16 protein-coding genes are annotated in these 17417 nt (G+C 60.9%); 2 read left to right on the top strand and 14 right to left on the bottom strand.

The genetic code is table 11. The annotated features are described in order from the left end of the window. Positions 1–33: 33 nt before the first annotated feature. The 6 genes from cueR to EBBID32_RS07845 all read right to left on the bottom strand — a co-directional run bounded on the left by cueR (position 34) and on the right by EBBID32_RS07845 (position 6627). A complete protein-coding gene (gene cueR, locus EBBID32_RS07820; RefSeq protein ID WP_006953641.1) occupies positions 34–477 on the bottom strand; it encodes a Cu(I)-responsive transcriptional regulator in 444 nt (147 codons plus the stop codon). After that, complete coding sequence (locus EBBID32_RS07825) at positions 474–2969, bottom strand: heavy metal translocating P-type ATPase (RefSeq protein WP_006953644.1); 2496 nt, start codon at positions 2967–2969, stop codon at positions 474–476. Before EBBID32_RS07825 ends, cueR begins: the two co-directional genes overlap by 4 nt. Before the next feature lie 487 nt (positions 2970–3456). Next, complete coding sequence (locus tag EBBID32_RS07830; RefSeq protein ID WP_006953646.1) at positions 3457–3744, bottom strand: hypothetical protein; 288 nt, start codon at positions 3742–3744, stop codon at positions 3457–3459. A gap of 158 nt (positions 3745–3902) precedes the next feature. Continuing rightward, a complete protein-coding gene (locus EBBID32_RS07835; RefSeq protein WP_231382140.1) occupies positions 3903–5111 on the bottom strand; it encodes a type II toxin-antitoxin system HipA family toxin in 1209 nt (402 codons plus the stop codon). Between the two features lie 100 nt (positions 5112–5211). Next, positions 5212–5547, bottom strand: a complete 336-nt coding sequence (locus EBBID32_RS07840) for a helix-turn-helix transcriptional regulator (protein WP_037489697.1) — start codon at positions 5545–5547, stop codon at positions 5212–5214. A gap of 372 nt (positions 5548–5919) precedes the next feature. Further along, on the bottom strand, positions 5920–6627 hold the full coding sequence (locus tag EBBID32_RS07845; protein ID WP_196805613.1) for a dienelactone hydrolase family protein: 708 nt from the start codon (positions 6625–6627) through the stop codon (positions 5920–5922). Between the two features lie 616 nt (positions 6628–7243). Between EBBID32_RS07845 and mgtA the strand changes: the two genes are divergently transcribed. Further along, the gene (gene mgtA / locus EBBID32_RS07850; RefSeq protein ID WP_006953652.1) at positions 7244–9850 is read left to right on the top strand and encodes a magnesium-translocating P-type ATPase; all 2607 of its coding nucleotides are present in this window, start codon (positions 7244–7246) and stop codon (positions 9848–9850) included. A gap of 114 nt (positions 9851–9964) precedes the next feature. Here mgtA and EBBID32_RS07855 read toward each other — a convergent pair whose 3' ends face one another. From EBBID32_RS07855 to EBBID32_RS07865, 3 genes are all read right to left on the bottom strand, one after another. Continuing rightward, positions 9965–10735: a pseudouridine synthase gene (locus tag EBBID32_RS07855; RefSeq protein ID WP_006953654.1), complete on the bottom strand. Its 771-nt coding sequence runs from the start codon at positions 10733–10735 to the stop codon at positions 9965–9967. A gap of 512 nt (positions 10736–11247) precedes the next feature. After that, positions 11248–11784: an MOSC domain-containing protein gene (locus EBBID32_RS07860; protein WP_231382141.1), complete on the bottom strand. Its 537-nt coding sequence runs from the start codon at positions 11782–11784 to the stop codon at positions 11248–11250. 137 nt (positions 11785–11921) lie between these two features. Continuing rightward, positions 11922–12773 (bottom strand): 2OG-Fe dioxygenase family protein, encoded by an 852-nt coding sequence (locus tag EBBID32_RS07865; protein WP_231382142.1) that lies wholly within the window; start codon positions 12771–12773, stop codon positions 11922–11924. Between the two features lie 80 nt (positions 12774–12853). Between EBBID32_RS07865 and EBBID32_RS07870 the strand changes: the two genes are divergently transcribed. Further along, positions 12854–13684 (top strand): TIGR00282 family metallophosphoesterase, encoded by an 831-nt coding sequence (locus EBBID32_RS07870; protein WP_006953660.1) that lies wholly within the window; start codon positions 12854–12856, stop codon positions 13682–13684. 158 nt (positions 13685–13842) lie between these two features. On the opposite strand, the gene ric is transcribed toward EBBID32_RS07870, so the two are convergent. The 5 genes from ric to EBBID32_RS07895 form a co-directional block, all read right to left on the bottom strand. After that, on the bottom strand, positions 13843–14514 hold the full coding sequence (gene ric, locus EBBID32_RS07875) for an iron-sulfur cluster repair di-iron protein (RefSeq protein ID WP_006953661.1): 672 nt from the start codon (positions 14512–14514) through the stop codon (positions 13843–13845). A gap of 173 nt (positions 14515–14687) precedes the next feature. Then, positions 14688–15050 carry a monovalent cation/H(+) antiporter subunit G gene (gene mnhG / locus EBBID32_RS07880; protein ID WP_006953664.1) on the bottom strand — a complete coding sequence of 121 codons (363 nt, stop codon included), beginning with the start codon at positions 15048–15050 and terminating at the stop codon, positions 14688–14690. Then, entirely contained in the window at positions 15047–15328 is a 282-nt protein-coding gene (locus EBBID32_RS07885) for a K+/H+ antiporter subunit F (RefSeq protein WP_006953666.1), read from the bottom strand. The genes mnhG and EBBID32_RS07885 overlap by 4 nt, the downstream gene beginning before the upstream one ends. Beyond that, on the bottom strand, positions 15325–15807 hold the full coding sequence (locus EBBID32_RS07890; protein ID WP_006953668.1) for a Na+/H+ antiporter subunit E: 483 nt from the start codon (positions 15805–15807) through the stop codon (positions 15325–15327). The genes EBBID32_RS07885 and EBBID32_RS07890 overlap by 4 nt, the downstream gene beginning before the upstream one ends. Then, positions 15804–17414: a monovalent cation/H+ antiporter subunit D gene (locus tag EBBID32_RS07895; protein WP_037489709.1), complete on the bottom strand. Its 1611-nt coding sequence runs from the start codon at positions 17412–17414 to the stop codon at positions 15804–15806. Before EBBID32_RS07895 ends, EBBID32_RS07890 begins: the two co-directional genes overlap by 4 nt. Between the last annotated feature and the right edge of the window lie 3 nt (positions 17415–17417).

Genomic DNA, 17417 nt, shown 5'->3' on the forward strand with positions numbered 1-17417 from the left:
TAATATATATCGTATTACGATATTTTCAAGGGATCATGGGCGGCGGCGTAGCTGCGGTGCGATGGGCAAGGACGGACTGGGACGATCTGCCGGTTCCTCCAGTTCGGCGAGAATGGGGCAATCAGGCCGCTGATCGCCAGCACAACAGTCGATCAGCACTTCCAGTGTACTCGCCATCTGCTGCAAAGTCGCAATCCGCTCACGCAACTGTGCGATATGCGCCTGAGCAATCCGCTTGACGTCACTGCTTTGGCGCGACCTGTCGCGCCAAAGATTCAGCAGCCCATCAATCTCGCGAACCGCAAAGCCGAGATCACGCGCGCGCCGGATAAACCGGAGCATGTGCACGTCCGACGGCGCATAGTCGCGATAACCAGACCCGGTTCGATCCGCCTTCGGTATCAGGCCGGTCTGCTCATAATAACGGATCATCTTGGCCGAAACGCCCGATGCCCTGGATGCCTCCCCTATATTCATCCTCTCGCCCCTCGAACCACCTGGAAGCCGCGCAGGCGCAGCGCGTTGCCGAGCACGAAGACACTCGACATCGCCATGGCGCCAGCGGCGAAAACCGGTGACAACAAGGTGCCCGACACAGGATATAATGCGCCGGCCGCTACGGGAATCAGCGCAATATTATAGGCGAAGGCCCAAAACAGGTTCTGACGAATATTGCTGATAGTCGCGCGGGAGAGCCCAATGGCCGTGGCGACACCATTCAAATGCCCTGACATCAGCACCACGTCCGCCGCCTCGATGGCAATGTCCGTGCCGGTGCCGACGGCAAGGCCGACATCTGCCTCGGCCAACGCCGGTGCATCGTTGATCCCATCCCCGACAAAGGCAATCCCGCCATATTCGCGCTTGAGGCGGCGGATCGCATCCACCTTCCCCTCAGGCAACACTTCGGCAACCACTTCGTCGATGCCAAGCTGGCTGGCAATCGCTTCGGCGGTGCGGGCGTTGTCCCCAGTCAGCATGGCGACTTTAAGGCCCGAGGCATGCAGTGCGGCGATTGCGGCAGGCGTCGTTTCCTTGATCGGATCCGCCACGGCGACGATCGCCGCGAGGTCACCCCCGATCGCGGCATAAAGCGGCGACTTGCCTTCGCGCCCGAGACGGTCCGCCGTGTCCGCAAACACGCCAATATCGAAACCAAGGTCGCGCATGAAGCGGTCCGCACCGATCTGAACCGGCACGCCATCCACATCGGCCGTAACGCCAAGGCCCGTGATCGACGCGAAGTTTGCGACGCTCGGCAAGATAAGGCCTTCTTGCTTTGCTGCCTCGGCGATCGCTCGCGCAATCGGGTGCTCGGACTTGTCCTCGACCGCGGCGATCCGGCCGAGGACCTCCGCGCGATCGAAGCCCGCCATCACCTGAAGATCGGTCAACGCTGGCCGCCCCTCGGTCAAAGTGCCGGTCTTGTCGACTGCCACGACCCTGGCATCGCGCAGAAGCTGAAGCGCCTCGCCCTTGCGGAACAATATCCCGAGTTCCGCCCCGCGCCCGGTCCCCACCATGATCGCGGTCGGCGTCGCCAATCCCATCGCGCACGGACAGGCAATAATGAGCACCGCCACCGCATTGACCAGAGCGTAGGTAAGCGCAGGTGACGGACCCAGCCACAGCCAACCGCCAAAGGCCAGGACTGCCACCGCAAAGACCGCCGGCACGAACCACATCGTCACCCGGTCCACGAGCGCCTGAATCGGCAGCTTGGCTCCTTGTGCCTGCTCGACCATGCGAATGATCTGCGCGAGCATGGTCGCCTCGCCGACGGCGGTCGCACGAAAGGCAAGCGCACCCTGTTGATTCACAGTACCTCCGACCAGCGCCGCGCCCTGCGCCTTTCCAACGGGGATCGGCTCCCCGGTAATCATCGATTCATCGACGAAGCTTTCACCTTCAATCACTTCGCCGTCCACCGGGATACGCTCACCGGGACGGACTTCGAGGACATCGCCCGTAGCAACAGCATCAATGGGGATTTCAATAGCCTGGGCATCCCGGCGGACGCGAGCCGTCCTGGCCTGCAAGCCCACCAGACGTTTGATCGCTTCAGATGTACGGCCTTTTGCGCGCGCCTCCAGATAGCGCCCCAACAGGATCAACGCGACGATCACCGCCGCCGCTTCAAAATAGACGTTGACCGTTCCCGCTGGCAGCAGCCACGGCGCGAAGGTTGCAACCAGCGAATAGGTATAGGCAGCAAGAGTGCCCACCGCGACCAGGGAGTTCATGTCCGGGGCCCTGCGGGCAAGCGCCGGAATGCCGGCGCGATAAAAGCGCCGTCCCGGGCCCGCCAGCACCAGCGTCGTCAGAACGCATTGGAGCAGCCAACTCGTCTGAGTTCCGATCGTTCGCGCAATCAGATGGTGAACCCCCGGGACGAGGTGGGAGCCCATCTCCAGCAGGAAAACCGGCATTGCCAGGACCATCGCCAGGATGAGATCGCGCTTCAGCCTGCGGCGTTCCAGGTCCTTGCGTTCGGCTGCGTCTTCGTAACGCGCCGTGCCGCCCCCGATGAGGTGCGCCGTATACCCAACATGCCCGATCGCCGTGATCAGCGCCGCAATGTCCGCCGTGCCGCGCACACGTACCTGTTCCGTCGCCAGATTGACCGATGCTTCCAGCACCCCAGGAACGGCTCTCAGCGCTCGCTCGACGCGCCCCACGCAGGACGCACAGGTCATGCCTTCCACCGACAGGTCGATCACGCCCGCCGGCACCGTATAACCGGCGCCCTCGACTGCCCGCACGAGATCGTTCCGCTTGATGGCGCCGCGCGCCTCAATGTCCGCACGTTCGGCCGCGAGATTGACGTTCACCGACTGGACGCCTTCGATCTTGCTCAGAGCATGCTCGACACGGCCAGCGCAGGATGCACATGTCATACCTGCGATAGGCAGGCTGATCGCCTGCGTTCCTTGTAGCGCTCCATTGCGCTGGTTTTTGGCGGCGCTCATTGGCCTATGACCTCATACCTATCGATTGGATTTCTCCCAGATAGGGCTTCCCATCGTTGGAAGGTCAAGGAGAGGTTCGAACGCCTAGTCGAAAAGCAACGGACCGCGCGGCGCCCAAAATGCGCAAGATGGTGCAGCCGTGAGAAGGATTTCCGTCACGGCCGGCGCCTATCGGAAGCATGTCGCGACGACTGACAGTACGGCTACATATATTTGCTACAGCACGGCCGTTGCGGCGCCATGCCATATTTTAGGCCTGCCCTCTTTCGTGCAAGCGAGCCGATAGCGACGTTCTCGCGGCAAGGGCAGTGAGACGGATAGACGATGACCGGCCTACCACGCTCAGGACAACGCGGATGAATGTGGGAGCCCGCGGCAAACCAACCGCCAAACCGAAGCGGTTCAACGCGTAGAGGCACACGCCGCCGTTGACAGTGCGCACTTGCCGCGACCTTTGCCGCGTCGCGGCTTTCATCGGACGATGCGCCTAAAAGGGGATGACACCCCTGCGGTATGCGGCAATGACGCATGCCCGGTCCACGAAATCCCGGCTCTGCTCAACACTCCAGTCGGGGTACGAAAAGAACAGGGGATCGGCCAGGACGCCGATCTTGGGATCATGGCCGGCAAACTGGTGAGCGGTCAGATCGTAAATCCAATCGCCGACCATGACCCAGAAATGATGTTCATAGCCGCAGGCCTTCGACCCCTTGAAGACACGGACATTGTCGAGCTCATATTTCTCTTCGAGAAGATAGGTCAGGATGAGGGACACGCTCTCGCAGCAATTTTTCGGATAGGAATAACCAAAGGGGTAATCGAAGATCCTCTCGGATCTGTTGCGCTCCAGAAACGTGAGCATTGTGGTCGCGGAATAGTCGATGTCCGCTTTACGGACCTTGACGCCTTCACCCCTACCCGGAATCCTTCGGCTCAAAGCTTCGGCGCTCCATCGACATAACCCTCGAAGGCATAGTCGTTGACGAACTGTCGGCGCCACAGATAGCTGCGATCAATCATACTCAACTCGGCTTCATCGCAAATGCCGTCCCAAAGCTGCGCGATCGTCACGACCTGGTGGTTTATCAGAGCACGAGCGGCCCCGTCGCTCAGCAGGTAGTTGGACGCCGACAGACGGCAACTCTCCAGGAGACTGCGCTTGTCCTCCCCATGTACCAGCATCGCCTGGTTTGCTTCCCGGCCGTTACGGGGCTGCGGGCAGATGTCATATGCCTGCGTGAGCGTGAGACCTGCGCCATCCCAGAACGCTGCATGATTGCGGGCATGATCATCGGTGTTGCCAGCCAGTACGTTGAAGACCAGCCGGCCGAAAAGTTCGCGAAGGGTTTCCTTTGGATCGGTAAAACGCGCACGGACCATCTCGGCGAGATCACCGTAGCTTGCATAGCGGGCCTGCATCTCACCAAGCCCCAACATCGTCAGGGCAGAAACCATCGCCCGGCGGGTCCACCCCCTGCCATTCCATTCGCGATCGAAGCGGCGCACCAGAACGACATCCTTGCCGCTCGCCTTCGTCAGGCGCACCGGCGCGGCGCTCAGGCCCACTTCCGCCGCCAGGCGCATCGCAACAAACTCTGCTTTCACGACCGCCATCGTGTCGTTAGTCGCCGAAAACTTCGCAATGAACTTATCCTCGCCATCCTGGATCAAGGCCTTCGGGCGCGCGCCGCCAATCGAACTGCCATGAAACAGCGCCTTGTCGAGCGCCGGTGGAATGGGCTCACCCCGTTCGACCCGTTCGGCGGCTTCCGCGAGCTCCTCGAGCGTCGCACCGTCCTGTTCGCGGGCTCGAAATCGTTCCGCTGAAGTCTGAAAATCGAGAGCCCCGATACGATCGGACCCGGAATTCAGCATGAAGGTCAGCTCGTCAAAATCGACATTGTGCGCAGCCTCGCCGCGCAGACCCGTCAGCCGGTTGATGATGACGCGTCGGCCCCATGCATCCGGTGCACCGTCACGCAGACACCCTGCCATGTCCAGCGGGGCGTCCGGCGCGATCCTGCCACGCTCGAGAGGCAATTCTGGCCAATAGATCGGTATCGCGTCGGCCCGCTCCAGATAGGAACGGCCATAGTTGAAGACATAAAAGCCCCCATCCGCTTCGATCCGTCCCGCAACCACGGGTTCGAGGGCCCCTGGCAACCATATCCAGACATAGGCTTCCGTAGCGGCCGGGATCGGCGCCGGACCGGGACCGTTCGCCGCGACCGCCTGAGGCCGTTCAGAAATCATCTTTCACCTCCGAGCGCGCGCGGCGCACGGACCGAGGAAGGAGCGCAAGCTTGTCATCAATCCGTGAAATCTCAGGTGCGAGCCGCGAAGGTTCATCCACGAAAAGCGGCACACCCACCAGGATCGCGGCTTCGAAAACCAGTCCGATCTCGACTTTGGGGTGGCCCTTCTCAATCAATTGCAGTGTGCTGCGAGCAATACCGACCCGAGCTGCCAGATCAGTCTCTGACATCTTGCGCTGCTTGCGCCCGAGACGAATGAGGCCTCCCATCATGGTCAGGGCTTCGCGCGTCACGCGCGCATAGCTACGGGTATGTTCCTTCATATGAGCCTCGTTGCCCGTTATGGCAGCCGCGAAATTCGCCATTGACCGCTGTATCAGTCATATATCATGACGGAGGGGGAAATCAAGATAATGACCGATATAGCGGTCATATGATGACTTTATGAATGTTATATCAGTCATATTGAGAGCGATATCCGGGGGACGATCTCCTAACATCTAGCCGGCTCATAGGTAACGGACAGGATCGCTTGATGCTTGAGGTTGCCGGTCGCACCAGCATCCCCGCAACCTTCTCGCGGCTGAGCACGGTTGGCAGCGCATGAGGATACTTCACCCGGTGGAGCTTCCAGGTCGGGACCGGACGATCGAGCGTGCGCCAATAGCAGAACCGCAGTGCCGACACCGCAGCGTTCATTTCGATCCCTCTCCGAACAGATCAAGAACCGCCCGCCATGCGCGCTCAGTGTGTTTTGGGTGATAGCCGACACCAGGCACGGTCGCTTGAACATGCGTGAGCCCCTCGGCCGGCGAGCCATCCGAATTCGTCGGGCGCGCCCAGAAGGCGTGCTCGGCTCCGCCATAGACGTTTACGCGCCAATCAACCCCGGCACCCTGTAATCCGTGACCGAAGGCGAGCAGTTGAGCGGGAGTACAGAGCGGGTCCTCGGAGCCAGTACAGAGGAGGACAGTGCTGGTCAGGTCGCGCCAGTCATCGGCGTCAGGTTCCGGCAGGCTGGGATGAACGACCGCGATGGCTTTGAAGGGTGCGCCCGTTTTTGCAAGCTCAAGAACGATATGGCCGCCAGCACCATAGCCGAGAGCAAAGAGCCGGTTGGCGTCAACATCAGGTGTCGCGAGGAGCACGTCCAGTGCTACGCGACCAATAGCCCGCATCCGCCCAGCGTCGGCCAGCAAGGGCAAGACACGAACCAACATCGCGTCGGGCCTGCCAAAGAAGGTCTGTCCGCCGTGAAAGTCCATCGCGAGTGCAATATAACCGTGTGCGGCGAGATCCTCAGCGCGGCCCCTTTGGTAGTCGTCAAGACCAACGCCGTCGTGTCCAATGAGGACTGCCGGCCAAGGCCCCTCGCCTTGTGGTCGTGCCAGATGGGCCACCATGTGCAGGCCATCTGCGTCGTATAAGACTTGGGAAGTTATGATTGCGTGCATGTCTAACCTCTCGTTACTCAGCTGCGGGTAGCCGCAATATCTACGTCCCCGTAACGCCCGTGGTTGCCGCTGACCGGCGCAAGTAATCCGCTTCGACGCCTCGTTCGAGACCGTCAGAGGTAAGAAAACAACATGCTCATCGCAATTCGCATAGGGCTCTCGATTGCCGGCCCTGACCCCATCTTTCCGGGTAAGGCGCTTCCCGCATGACCGGGAAGCTACGGGATTGGCGGACAGTTGAGTCTCGGTCGACGGAGAAATCGTCTCAGCGTCGCTGGGCATCAACGAGAGTATGAGCCCGGTCCGGGAGAGGCTTACCACCTCCCGTCCCGTTATCCGCTACCGCTATATAGCATCGGGTGACGAGCTCAGGGGGCCCCCGCGTCTGGCTTAACCGCAAGACCAGCAATGACCAGGTGCTAGCTCATACTGTTCGCTAGCGCCTCACGCCCCATTTGGCGTAAACAATTTCTTGCCCGCACCAAAGGCAGGAGAGCTCAATCGTATGATCGCTTTCGAAGTCAAGCCTCCGGCCCATCATCGCGATCTGGCCTGGCTCTCCTGAATGCCAGGCGAGACCGGCCAATCGAACGCCCTCTCGGCCCTTTCGGGCATGGCACGGCTTCCCGCGGCTGACCTGTTTGTCCACCTCGACTCCGATGCCCACGGTCTCACGCCCGCCAAGGTTGAGGGCCGGTTCCGCCAATACGGTCCCAATCGTATCGCCGAAGAAGCCCGTTATTCGCTGTTCCGCGAAATCTGGCTTCGCCTGCGCACACCCTTGAACGGACTTCTGTTCGGGCTGGCGGCGATATCCTGGTTTTTGTCTGACCTGCGTTCGGCGGTTGTAATCGGCATTATGGTCGTGCTCAGCGTCGGCCTTGGCTTCGTCCAGGAACACCGATCGAGCCTCGCAGCCGCTCGGCTCAAGCAAATGGTGCAAGTACATGCTGCGATCCGCCGGCCCGGTATGGCCAACGCCGATGCCGATGCCGAAGGATTCGTACAAATTCCGCTCGAGCAGGTTGTCCCCGGGGATGTAGTGCATTTGTCCGCCGGCGACCTCATTCCGGCCGATCTCAGGCTCCTCCAGGCCCATGATCTCTATGTCAACGAGTCCTCGCTGACCGGCGAGGCGATGCCGGTTGAGAAGCAATCCGAACTGCCGTCAGGCGATGCGCCCGTGCTCGAGACAGCCAATCTCTGCTTCATGGGTTCAAGCGTCGTCAGCGGCTTTGCCACGGGCATCGTTCTCCAGACGGGCCGCTCAACCTATTTCGGCGAGATCGCCGACCGGATCGTCGCGGCGAACAGCGACACGAGCTTCGACAAAGGTCTCAACCAGTTCGTCTGGCTGATGCTGCGCTTCATGATGGTGCTGGTACCACTGGTCTTCCTGATCAACGGCTTGACCAAGCACAACTGGTTCGAGGCCCTCTTCTTCGCGGTGGCCGTAGCGGTCGGCCTCGCCCCGGAGATGCTGCCCATGGTGGTGACCATGAACCTGGCGCGCGGGGCGATCGCCATGTCCCGCCAGCGAGCGATCGTGAAACGATTGAATGCCATCCAGAACTTCGGGGCGATGGACATCCTGTGCACCGACAAGACAGGCACGCTTACCCAGGACAAGGTGGTCCTCAAACTTCACCTCGACATTACCGGCCAGGACAACGACGAAGTGCTAGCCTACGCTTGGCTCAATTCGCACTTCGCGAGTGGCCTGCATAACCTGATGGATGAGGCAATACTCTCGCACGCTGGTATCGAGGACCATCCGATCGCAACCGGTGACTATGTCAAACTCGACGAAGTACCTTTCGATTTTCAACGCCGGCGCGTCTCGATCGTCGTACGGCGAGGCGATGAAGCGCCCCTGCTGATCTGCAAGGGAGCGGTCGAGGAAATCTTCGAGATTTCGTCGCGCTATCGGCAGTCCGGCGCAGATCATCCCCTTGACCCTTCCCATTTTCACACGATCCAGCGGCTGACCACGAAACTCAACCAGGATGGCTTCCGGGTCCTGGCGATTGCCTGTCGGACGCTCGATGCCGGGCACGACAACTACACACTCGATGATGAACGCGACCTCGTCCTCGTCGGCTTCGCTGCCTTTCTCGACCCACCCAAGGAATCGGCCGGCACAGCGCTGCGCGAATTGCTCGAGATGGGTGTCGCCGTAAAGATCCTGACCGGCGACAACGATCTCGTAACCGCGAAGATCTGCCGTGACGTTGATCTGCCGGTCGAGCGGATCATGCTCGGCAGCGACATCGAGAAACTGGACGATGAGGCACTCGCGCGCGAGGCATCGCACACTCAGATTTTCGCGAAAGTTTCCCCCGCACAGAAGGCCCGAGTGATCGCAGCTCTGCAAGGCGCAGGCCATGTCGTCGGTTTCCTCGGTGACGGGATCAACGACGGCCCGGCGCTCAAGGCAGCCGACGTCGGCGTCTCTGTCGACAGTGCGGTCGACGTTGCCAAGGAATCGGCCGATATTATCCTGCTCGAAAAGAGCCTGCGGGTACTCGGCGCAGCCGTCATCGAAGGCCGGCGGACGTTCGCCAACATCATCAAATATATTCGCATGGGTGCGAGCTCGAATTTCGGCAACATGTTCAGCGTCCTTGGCGCATCCATCATTCTACCGTTTCTCCCGATGGCGCCGCTGCAGGTCCTCACCAACAACCTGCTCTATGATCTTTCACAGACGACGATCCCCACCGACAATGTCGATCCCGAATATCTCACCAGCCCACGCAAGTGGGAAATCGGCAATATCGCGCGCTTCATGCTGTTCATCGGGCCAATAAGCTCGATCTTTGACTACGCGACCTATGCCCTAATGCTGTTTGTCTTCAATGCCTGGCACAACCCAGCTCTATTCCAGACGGGCTGGTTCGTCGAATCCCTGCTGACCCAGACCCTGATCATCCATATCATCCGGACAGGGCGGATTCCCTTTATCCAGAGCCGGGCATCGACACCTTTGATCGCGACAACCGTCAGCATCTGCTTGATTGGGGCCCTTCTTCCGCTGTCGCCGCTCGGTCATACGCTGGGATTCAAGCCTCTGCCGGCACTCTACTGGCCCGTGATCCTGGGCTACCTCATCGCCTATGCGGCACTGACCCATTTCGTGAAAGTCTGGTTTTTCCGCCGCCACGGTGCCTGAGTGGCTGAGCGTGCCCGCAGTACGGCGAAGCATGCGCTGGTATACAGTGGGGCCGGACGCACCGTTCCCTGAGGGAAGGGCGTTTCCTAGCGCACCGTACTCTCCGCCAGCATATCAGCGCGCCAAGCCCGTGTGTTCACTACTGGACAGCGACCGGGTTTCTCCCTTGGCGAGACCCCCGAGCGACACGCCGCCAATGGCGACGCGCACCAGTCGCAGGACATTCGCGCCTTGGGCTGCCATCATTCGACGAACCTGCCGGTTCCGCCCTTCCGTCAGCACGATCTCGATCCAGCTCGATCGCGCCGAAGTGCGGAGCAGTCGCACCGACCTGGCACTGAGGCACTCCCCGCCATCCTCGACCGGCTCGGAAAGGGCGGCAATAAAGCTCTCACTCACCGTGCGATCGATCTTGACATGATAGGTCTTCGTGACGCCCGAAGCGGGATTCATCAGCCGTTCCGCCCACTGCGTATCATTGGTCAGAAGCAGCAGCCCCTCACTCGCCTTGTCGAGCCGGCCGACAGGTGAAAGAAACGGCAGTCCCCCGGGCAGGCAATCATAGACGGTGCCGCGTTGCTGTGGATCGCGACGCGTCGTGACAATGCCGCGCGGCTTGTTGAGCATCAGGTAGATCTTATCTTGCGCGGCGATCCGACCTCCATCGACGACAATGACCGCCTGGGACATATCCACGCGCTGGCTGGCCGACCGAGCAGGCCTGCCATTCACCAACACCCGGCCAGCTTCGATCAGAGCCAACGCCTCGGTACGGGAGCAATAGCCCAGTTTTGAAAGAGCGCGCGGGAGGCTGACAGCAAAGGCCGAATGCACGGGATGTCTGGCGGCGCGCGGCGCGTGGACCTTGGGATTTTGACGAGGCATGGCGTGAGTCCGCTCCTCGGAGACGCCGCATTCCCGGAAAGCATGGCTGTGACGAAAGATGCAGGTTGAAGGCAGCGCCTGCGCGGAAATCCGACCCCGGACAACCGCGAAGGCGCCCGGGGCTAGATGCCCGTGATCAGTCTGCCGGCACGCAGGGTGCGATGGGATTGGCCATTCGTCATGGTCTCGTCATCGGCCGGTCAGGCGATCGCGTCAATGCTTCCCGCTTAGTCTATCGGATCGACGCTTGATGTCTGGCCTAACCACTTCACGGTAATAGGGATCGATCCGTTCATTGTCGAACGAGAACACCTTGCGCTCACCAAGGTTCGTGGAACAACATGTCGCTTCGCGGGCGCAAGCCGGGTGGCGCGCTGCACCTGCTCGCAGACATTGCCCGGCATCCGACGAGTGGTTCCGACTTCCCGACCACACCGGCGATCCGATGAACCGCCTCCTCGCTGCTCTCCCATGGCTGTAAATATGGAAGGGCATGAATTATTCTCATTCTGTCAGCCCAGCATGGCGTGGCACCGAGCTCGCCACGACCGCGACAGTTGCGGCAGTCCGGCAAGGTCAGCAATGTCGCTCCGTGATGTCGGCACCTTTCCAATCAGGATCCGAAAGGTGCGCGCGACCGTCCACTCCGGATAACGCCTGTCGATCAGCCGGATGCGGTCGCCGGCCATGATCGCACCTGGCTCGATCACGCGGTAATACCACCCGCAACGACCGGTTCCGACCACGCGCCCAACCATTGCCGGATCTCCGAAATGGTGGCCCAACTTCCAGCAGGGCTGACGTCCCTGGCTGATCTCGACAAGGGCCGTGCCCATGCGGAAACGATCGCCGATGCAGACATCGTCTTCCTTCCAGCCCAGCGTCGAGACGTTTTCACCGAACGCCCCCGGTCCGTCGAGGGCGCTCGCCAGCGCCGGCTGTTCGGCTACCCATGCCTCGTGATGGTCAATAGCATAGTGGTGAACAGCCTTGTCGACGCCGCCATGATGGACAAGGTCGGCCTGTTCATCATCCGAAAGACCGACCATGGTCACTGTCACCCGATCAGCGCGGACTGCCTTGCGATACCCGCTTGGCTCACCCTTTGGGCCAAACCGCGCGATCCGGCCTGTCAGCACTGCCCTGATTTCCGTTTCCATAACCACCGCCCTGCTGCCTCGGCTCCTCAGGCGTAGCGGAAAGTGAGCACGAGCACATCCCGGTGCGCCTCGACACCAGGAACCAGGCGATTGATCGGCGTAACGCCATGCCGAACGCGCCGGTCGTCGATAAATACCGCGTCGAGCGGATCCTTCAGTGTGAACTCGGTGATTGCCGGAACGCCATCGATCGCGATGCGCGTCGTTCCTGCAACGACATTACAACGCCCGACAAGAAAGACACCGACCCAATCAACACCGTCACGGTGCATGCCTTCGGGGGTCGGTCGCCCCTCCACCTCTCCCGCCTCGATTCTGAACTGATGAGCCTCGATCTCGCAAGCCACATCCCTCACCGCAAAGATATCAACGCATAGCGCCAGCAACTGCCTGAAGACAGCTCCCCCGAGCACCTCCGGCTTCACCTGGGCGAACCAGCGTTCGATGCCCCCGTTCAATGGATTATAGTCACGGCTCTGGTAATGTGGACGCGGCGGCAAGGTCCGGATTTGCCCTCCGTCCAGCACCAATGCCGCGTGGCGCCTGCGCCGGTAGCGACCGCCGTCCGCCATGTAGCGATCCGGGCCGAGCACGGACCAACTGTCCTGGAAGACAGCCCATTCGTCCTGACCTGCCTCACCGATTAAGGTGCGAACCCGTTCACCGGATAGCGCGGCCCACCCCCGTTCGATAATCGCGGAGGCTATTCGGGCGGTCCCCTCGTTCGACTTACCGCTCAAGCGTACGCGCCTCTCATCAAGAAGACCTCTGCGACCATATAGGCGTGAAAATCCTATTTCCGGCAACATCAGGCTGTCAGTGGACTTGCGCATATCATCAATGCCCATTGCTTCGATCAGGGCAAACCACCCAGACATCACAGTCTATTGCCTAACACCCAGCCCGACCTATTCTTGTGCTGACTGCATGTGCAGGATCAATCCAAGGAGCGTGCCGGTTGCGTATTCTGTTCATTGGAGACGTCGTCGGTCAGTCCGGCTGCAATGCCATCACCGCGCATCTCCCCGAAATGATCGCAGATTGGCGAATCGATCTCGTGGTGGTCAACGGGGAGAACGCGGCCGGAGGTTTCGGCATTACCGAAGCAATCTATCACGAGCTCATCGCGGCAGGTGCCGATGCCGTGACGTTGGGCAACCACTCATGGGACAAAAAAGAAGCCCTGACATTTATCGAACGCGCGCCACGTCTCGTTCGCCCGCTCAACTACATTCCAGGCGCGCCGGGGCGCGGCAGCGCCCTGGTCGAAGCCAAGAATGGCCAGCGCGCCCTTGTGATCAATGCGCTGGGTCGGTTGTTCATGATGGACCCGGTGAACGATCCTTTCGGGTTATTGGACGAAGAAATTTCTGCCTGTCCGTTACGAAAGGATGCAGATGCGATCGTGGTGGATTTCCATTGCGAGGCGAGCAGCGAGAAGCTGGTTGCAGGCTATTTCTGCGATGGGCGCGTCAGCCTCGTGGCTGGCACCCATACCCACACCCCTACTGCCGATCATCGCATTCTGCCCGGCGGCACGGCCTACATAACCGACGCCGGCATGACGGGTGACTACGAATCCGTTATCGGCATCAAGAAGGAGGAAATGCTGCGCCGCCTGACAACGGGTATTCCGTCCGGACGCTTTGAAGCCGCCGACGGCACGGCCACAATATGCGGTATCGCGGTAGAAACAGATGATCGGACAGGGTTGGCGCTCCGCGTCTCGCCGGTTCGCATGGGAGGCATCCTCGAGCAGATCATACCGCAATTCTGGACAGGCACTTGAGACACGCTGCCCATCAATTCCCGTTTCAGCGCCCGGTTGCCTGCTGGTGGCAAAAGCGGCCAACCCTCTTCGGTCCGCGTGAGCCTTTGGGACCAACAAGCACCGGCACCAGCAAGGCATCCGCCACTGGTCACTTCCTGTGCTTTCACCGCGGAATTTCAGAGAAACCGCGGAAACAAGATGTTGTTCTCGATATGAATGTGCTCGATCAGGTCATCCATAAATTTGGCAAGACCAGAATATAGCGCTCGCCACGTCATGCAACCATCTGCCGGCACGGCGAGGTCGTGGGTCAGCCTCTTGATCTCTTCCAACTGGGCACCGTGCTCCTGATGCTCAGCCATCATTGCCGCGATCGGGAACCCCAGTGGCATGGTTGCCCCGTTGTTCATTTGAGGAAAAAGTACCAGTTCCTCTTTCTGCATATGTATCGTGAGCTCGCCGAGCATGGCCTTCAACAGAACGGCCAAGCCTGCTGGAACCGAAACATGCCCTTGGTGAACGACCTCTACCCGCTCAGCCAAGCGGATGAGCTCGGGGAGTTCCTGGCTGTGAACGCGATGGAAGCGCGTGACGATGGTTTCGATCAGCGACCCGGTATCGAGGTCCGCCGGGGTTGTAACGCTACCCTGCTTCAATCCACTCAGCTCTGCCACGATCACCGCGAGTTCAAGCGAACTGGCCGCCGCTGCATCGCGCAGCGTGACCTGCCCTCCACAGCAATAATCGAGACCTACTCCCCGGAACAACGCGGTTGCGCCAGGCAAGGCTACGGCAATTTCGCCCAGCGTACGCTCATCCAGGTTCGCAAGATTTCCTGCCGTCAGCATGGGAAACTCCATCACGCCTCAAAACCGGAAGCCGATCTCCCGGCCGTTAATATGTATTATATATACCTCTTTTTTGATGGCGCCAACATTTGTCAGAACGGAGCTGGTTCCGCTGGCTGCACCGCGCAGCAATGCCGCACTAACAATTAAGCCGGGCCGCTCAGCGGGACCGATCAGTCATCGCCCTCGTCTCCAAAATCGCCTGGTACGTCCTGCACGCCTTCGCTCCGATCCCGGTAAAGCGCGGCACGTGCGAGCAGCATCAACGTGATGGGCGTCGTGATCGTGACAAAAACCGCGATCAGCACCTCGTGCAGCACCGGCCGCGACTGCATAACTGAAAAACACGTGATCGATGCGAGGAGAACGAAGCCGGTGCCCAGGGTCATGCCGAGCGTCGGGGGATGGACCCGTTCGTAGAATGTCTCCATGCGGATGAGCCCAATCGCGCCGACAAGCGTGATCACGGCGCCCAGCACGACGAACAGACCCACGATGATCGCTGCCCAGAGCGGGAGATCGGGCGCCTGGATCATTCGATTACCTCGCCGCGCATCAGAAACTTGGCGAGAGCAACCGTCCCGGCGAACCCCAGCACCGCGATGATGAGCGCTGCCTCGAAGAAGATCGTCCGGCCCGTCTGGATACCGTATGTCAGAAGCAGCAACATGCCCGCGAGATACAGGGCATCGAGACCCAGGATCCGATCTTGTGCACGGGGGCCGCGAAATGCCCGATAGGCGGCGCAAGCCATCGCGATGCCAAGCAGGATCTGCGCGGCAGTGATTGCCAGCGCAAGGACGAGCGCGGTCACTCGAAGATGTCCATCAGCAGTTTCTCATAGCGGTTCTTGATAAGCGCGATCCACGCCTCTTCATCGACAAGATCGAGGACATGGATGAGAATGATCTTGCGGCGGGCGTCGTGCTGGACCCACAGCGTCCCGGGGGTCGCCGTGATGATGACCGCCAGAACGACGAGCGCATAGCGGTTTTCCAGTGCAATCGGCAGCCGGATGAAGCCTGAGCGCCGGGCGGGCGGCTTGCACAGGATGATCCGGCCTACCGCGACATTCGAGCGGATGATATCGCCGAGGACGAAGCCCGCGAGCCTGACCATCGACCATCCGATGCGGACGCGCGGCTTCTCGACCTTCAGCAGCAGCATGACACGCGGAATGGTCAAGGCCACAAGGCCAGCGAGCAGGACATGCCCGGGCGAAAAGCCGGTCAACAGGACCCACATGCCGAAAAGCGCGGCGGACAGGAGCGGGAAAGGCAGCAGCCGCGTCATCGCGTTGCCTCGCCGACCCGGGGAGCCCCGCGAACCGCGCCGATATAGGTCGATCGATCCGCCAGCGCCGCCGCTGTGCCTTCCATGTAAAGATAGACCGGGCCGGCAAGAACCATCAATGCGAGGCAAGCGGCAAGCAGCAGCCCGATCGGCGCGACCTCGATCACACTGAGGCTTGGGGGCGAATCCTCGCTGGGCGTCCAGAGCAGGTCGATCCCCGCCCGCGTCATCGAGATCAGCGTCGCAAGCCCCGAGGCAATGATCAATGTGATCAGGATCCACGCTGTCGGCGAAATTGCCGCGCTGCCGAACAGCGCGTCGACGATCGCGAACTTGGCGATGAAGCCCGACAGGGGCGGAAGGCCCGCGAGAAGCAGCGTGCAGAAGATGAAGCCGCCGCCCAGGATCGCGATGGTACCGGGGATGACAACCCCGATCTCGTTCTCTTCCTCCTCCTCGACCGCGCCGGTATATTCGTCATCGAACACGGGCTCGGCGATTCCCTCGATCATGTCGTCCTCGCCCGCATTGCGTTCGACAGGTTCGATGATGAGGTAGAGCGCACTGACCGCAAGCGTCGAACTGACGAGATAGAACAGCAGGGCAGCCATCAGGAGTTCGCCGCCCATGCCGATCGCGGCGAGCAGCGTTCCCGATGAGACCATCACATAATGGCCGGCGACCCCGGTGAGCTTGCGCGTCGCCAGGATCCCGAGCGTGCCGTAGATCATCGTCGCAAAGCCAGCCCAGATCAACCAGTCGTCCGCGAAACCCGCCGCTCCGCCCGACGTCTCGCCGAACAGGAGCGAGGACAGCCTCAGGATGACGTAGATGCCGACCTTGGTCATGATCGCGAAGACCGCTGCCACCGGCGGCGCGGCGGCGGCATAGGTCCTCGGCAGCCAGAAGCTCAATGGCCAGATTCCCGCTTTCAGGAGGAAAGCGATGCCAAGGATCGCGGCACCGGCTTCGAGCAACATCAGGTCGGCCGCGGGCACACTGGTTATCCGCGTCGCAAGCTCCGCCATGTTGAGCGTGCCCGTCACCGCATAGATCATCGCGACCCCGATCAGAAACAGGAGGGAGGTCGCGATATTGATGGTGATGTAGTGCAGGCTGGCCCTGGTTCGCTCCTCGCCGGCGCCATGCAGGATCAGCCCGTAGGAGGCGGCCAACAGTACCTCGAAGAAGACAAAGAGATTGAACACATCGCCGGTGAGGAACGCGCCGTTCACTCCCGCCAGGAGCAGCAGAAAGAGCACGTGGAAGCGCGGCCCCGAGCGATCCCACCGGGCAATCGCATAAAACAGCGCCGTAAAGCCGAGCACGCTGGTCAGCAGAACCATCAGGGCCGACAGTCGGTCGGCGACCAGTACGATCCCGAACGGTGCCGGCCAGTTCCCGAGAAGATAGACATGGGGTGTCCCGGGCAGTGCCGACCGGCCGGCATCGACCTCCCAGACAAGGGCGGCGGATATGACGACGAGCGTGGCTGCCGTCCCGAGGCTCAGCAGCCGCTTCAGCGTCCGTCGGCGCTCATCGAAGGCCAGCAGCACCGCGCAGACGAACATCGGCAGGACGATCGGCGCTATGACCAGATGATGCATCCA

The sequence above is a fragment of the Sphingobium indicum BiD32 genome, assembly GCF_000382885.1.
Lineage (GTDB): Bacteria > Pseudomonadota > Alphaproteobacteria > Sphingomonadales > Sphingomonadaceae > Sphingobium > Sphingobium japonicum_C.

What these genes read in the sequence shown, in the direction of transcription:
- EBBID32_RS07865 (WP_231382142.1), bottom strand. Translation starts at nt 12,773, where the DNA reads ATGTCTGGGTGGTTTGCCCTGATCGAAGCAATGGGCATTGATGATATG.
- EBBID32_RS07845 (WP_196805613.1), bottom strand. Translation starts at nt 6,627, where the DNA reads ATGGTGGCCCATCTGGCACGACCACAAGGCGAGGGGCCTTGGCCGGCA.
- cueR (WP_006953641.1), bottom strand. Translation starts at nt 477, where the DNA reads ATGAATATAGGGGAGGCATCCAGGGCATCGGGCGTTTCGGCCAAGATG.
- mnhG (WP_006953664.1), bottom strand. Translation starts at nt 15,050, where the DNA reads ATGATCCAGGCGCCCGATCTCCCGCTCTGGGCAGCGATCATCGTGGGT.
- ric (WP_006953661.1), bottom strand. Translation starts at nt 14,514, where the DNA reads ATGCTGACGGCAGGAAATCTTGCGAACCTGGATGAGCGTACGCTGGGC.
- EBBID32_RS07890 (WP_006953668.1), bottom strand. Translation starts at nt 15,807, where the DNA reads ATGACGCGGCTGCTGCCTTTCCCGCTCCTGTCCGCCGCGCTTTTCGGC.
- EBBID32_RS07825 (WP_006953644.1), bottom strand. Translation starts at nt 2,969, where the DNA reads ATGAGCGCCGCCAAAAACCAGCGCAATGGAGCGCTACAAGGAACGCAG.
- EBBID32_RS07855 (WP_006953654.1), bottom strand. Translation starts at nt 10,735, where the DNA reads ATGCCTCGTCAAAATCCCAAGGTCCACGCGCCGCGCGCCGCCAGACAT.
- EBBID32_RS07895 (WP_037489709.1), bottom strand. Translation starts at nt 17,414, where the DNA reads ATGCATCATCTGGTCATAGCGCCGATCGTCCTGCCGATGTTCGTCTGC.
- mgtA (WP_006953652.1), top strand. Translation starts at nt 7,244, where the DNA reads ATGCCAGGCGAGACCGGCCAATCGAACGCCCTCTCGGCCCTTTCGGGC.
- EBBID32_RS07860 (WP_231382141.1), bottom strand. Translation starts at nt 11,784, where the DNA reads ATGGTCGGTCTTTCGGATGATGAACAGGCCGACCTTGTCCATCATGGC.
- EBBID32_RS07840 (WP_037489697.1), bottom strand. Translation starts at nt 5,547, where the DNA reads ATGAAGGAACATACCCGTAGCTATGCGCGCGTGACGCGCGAAGCCCTG.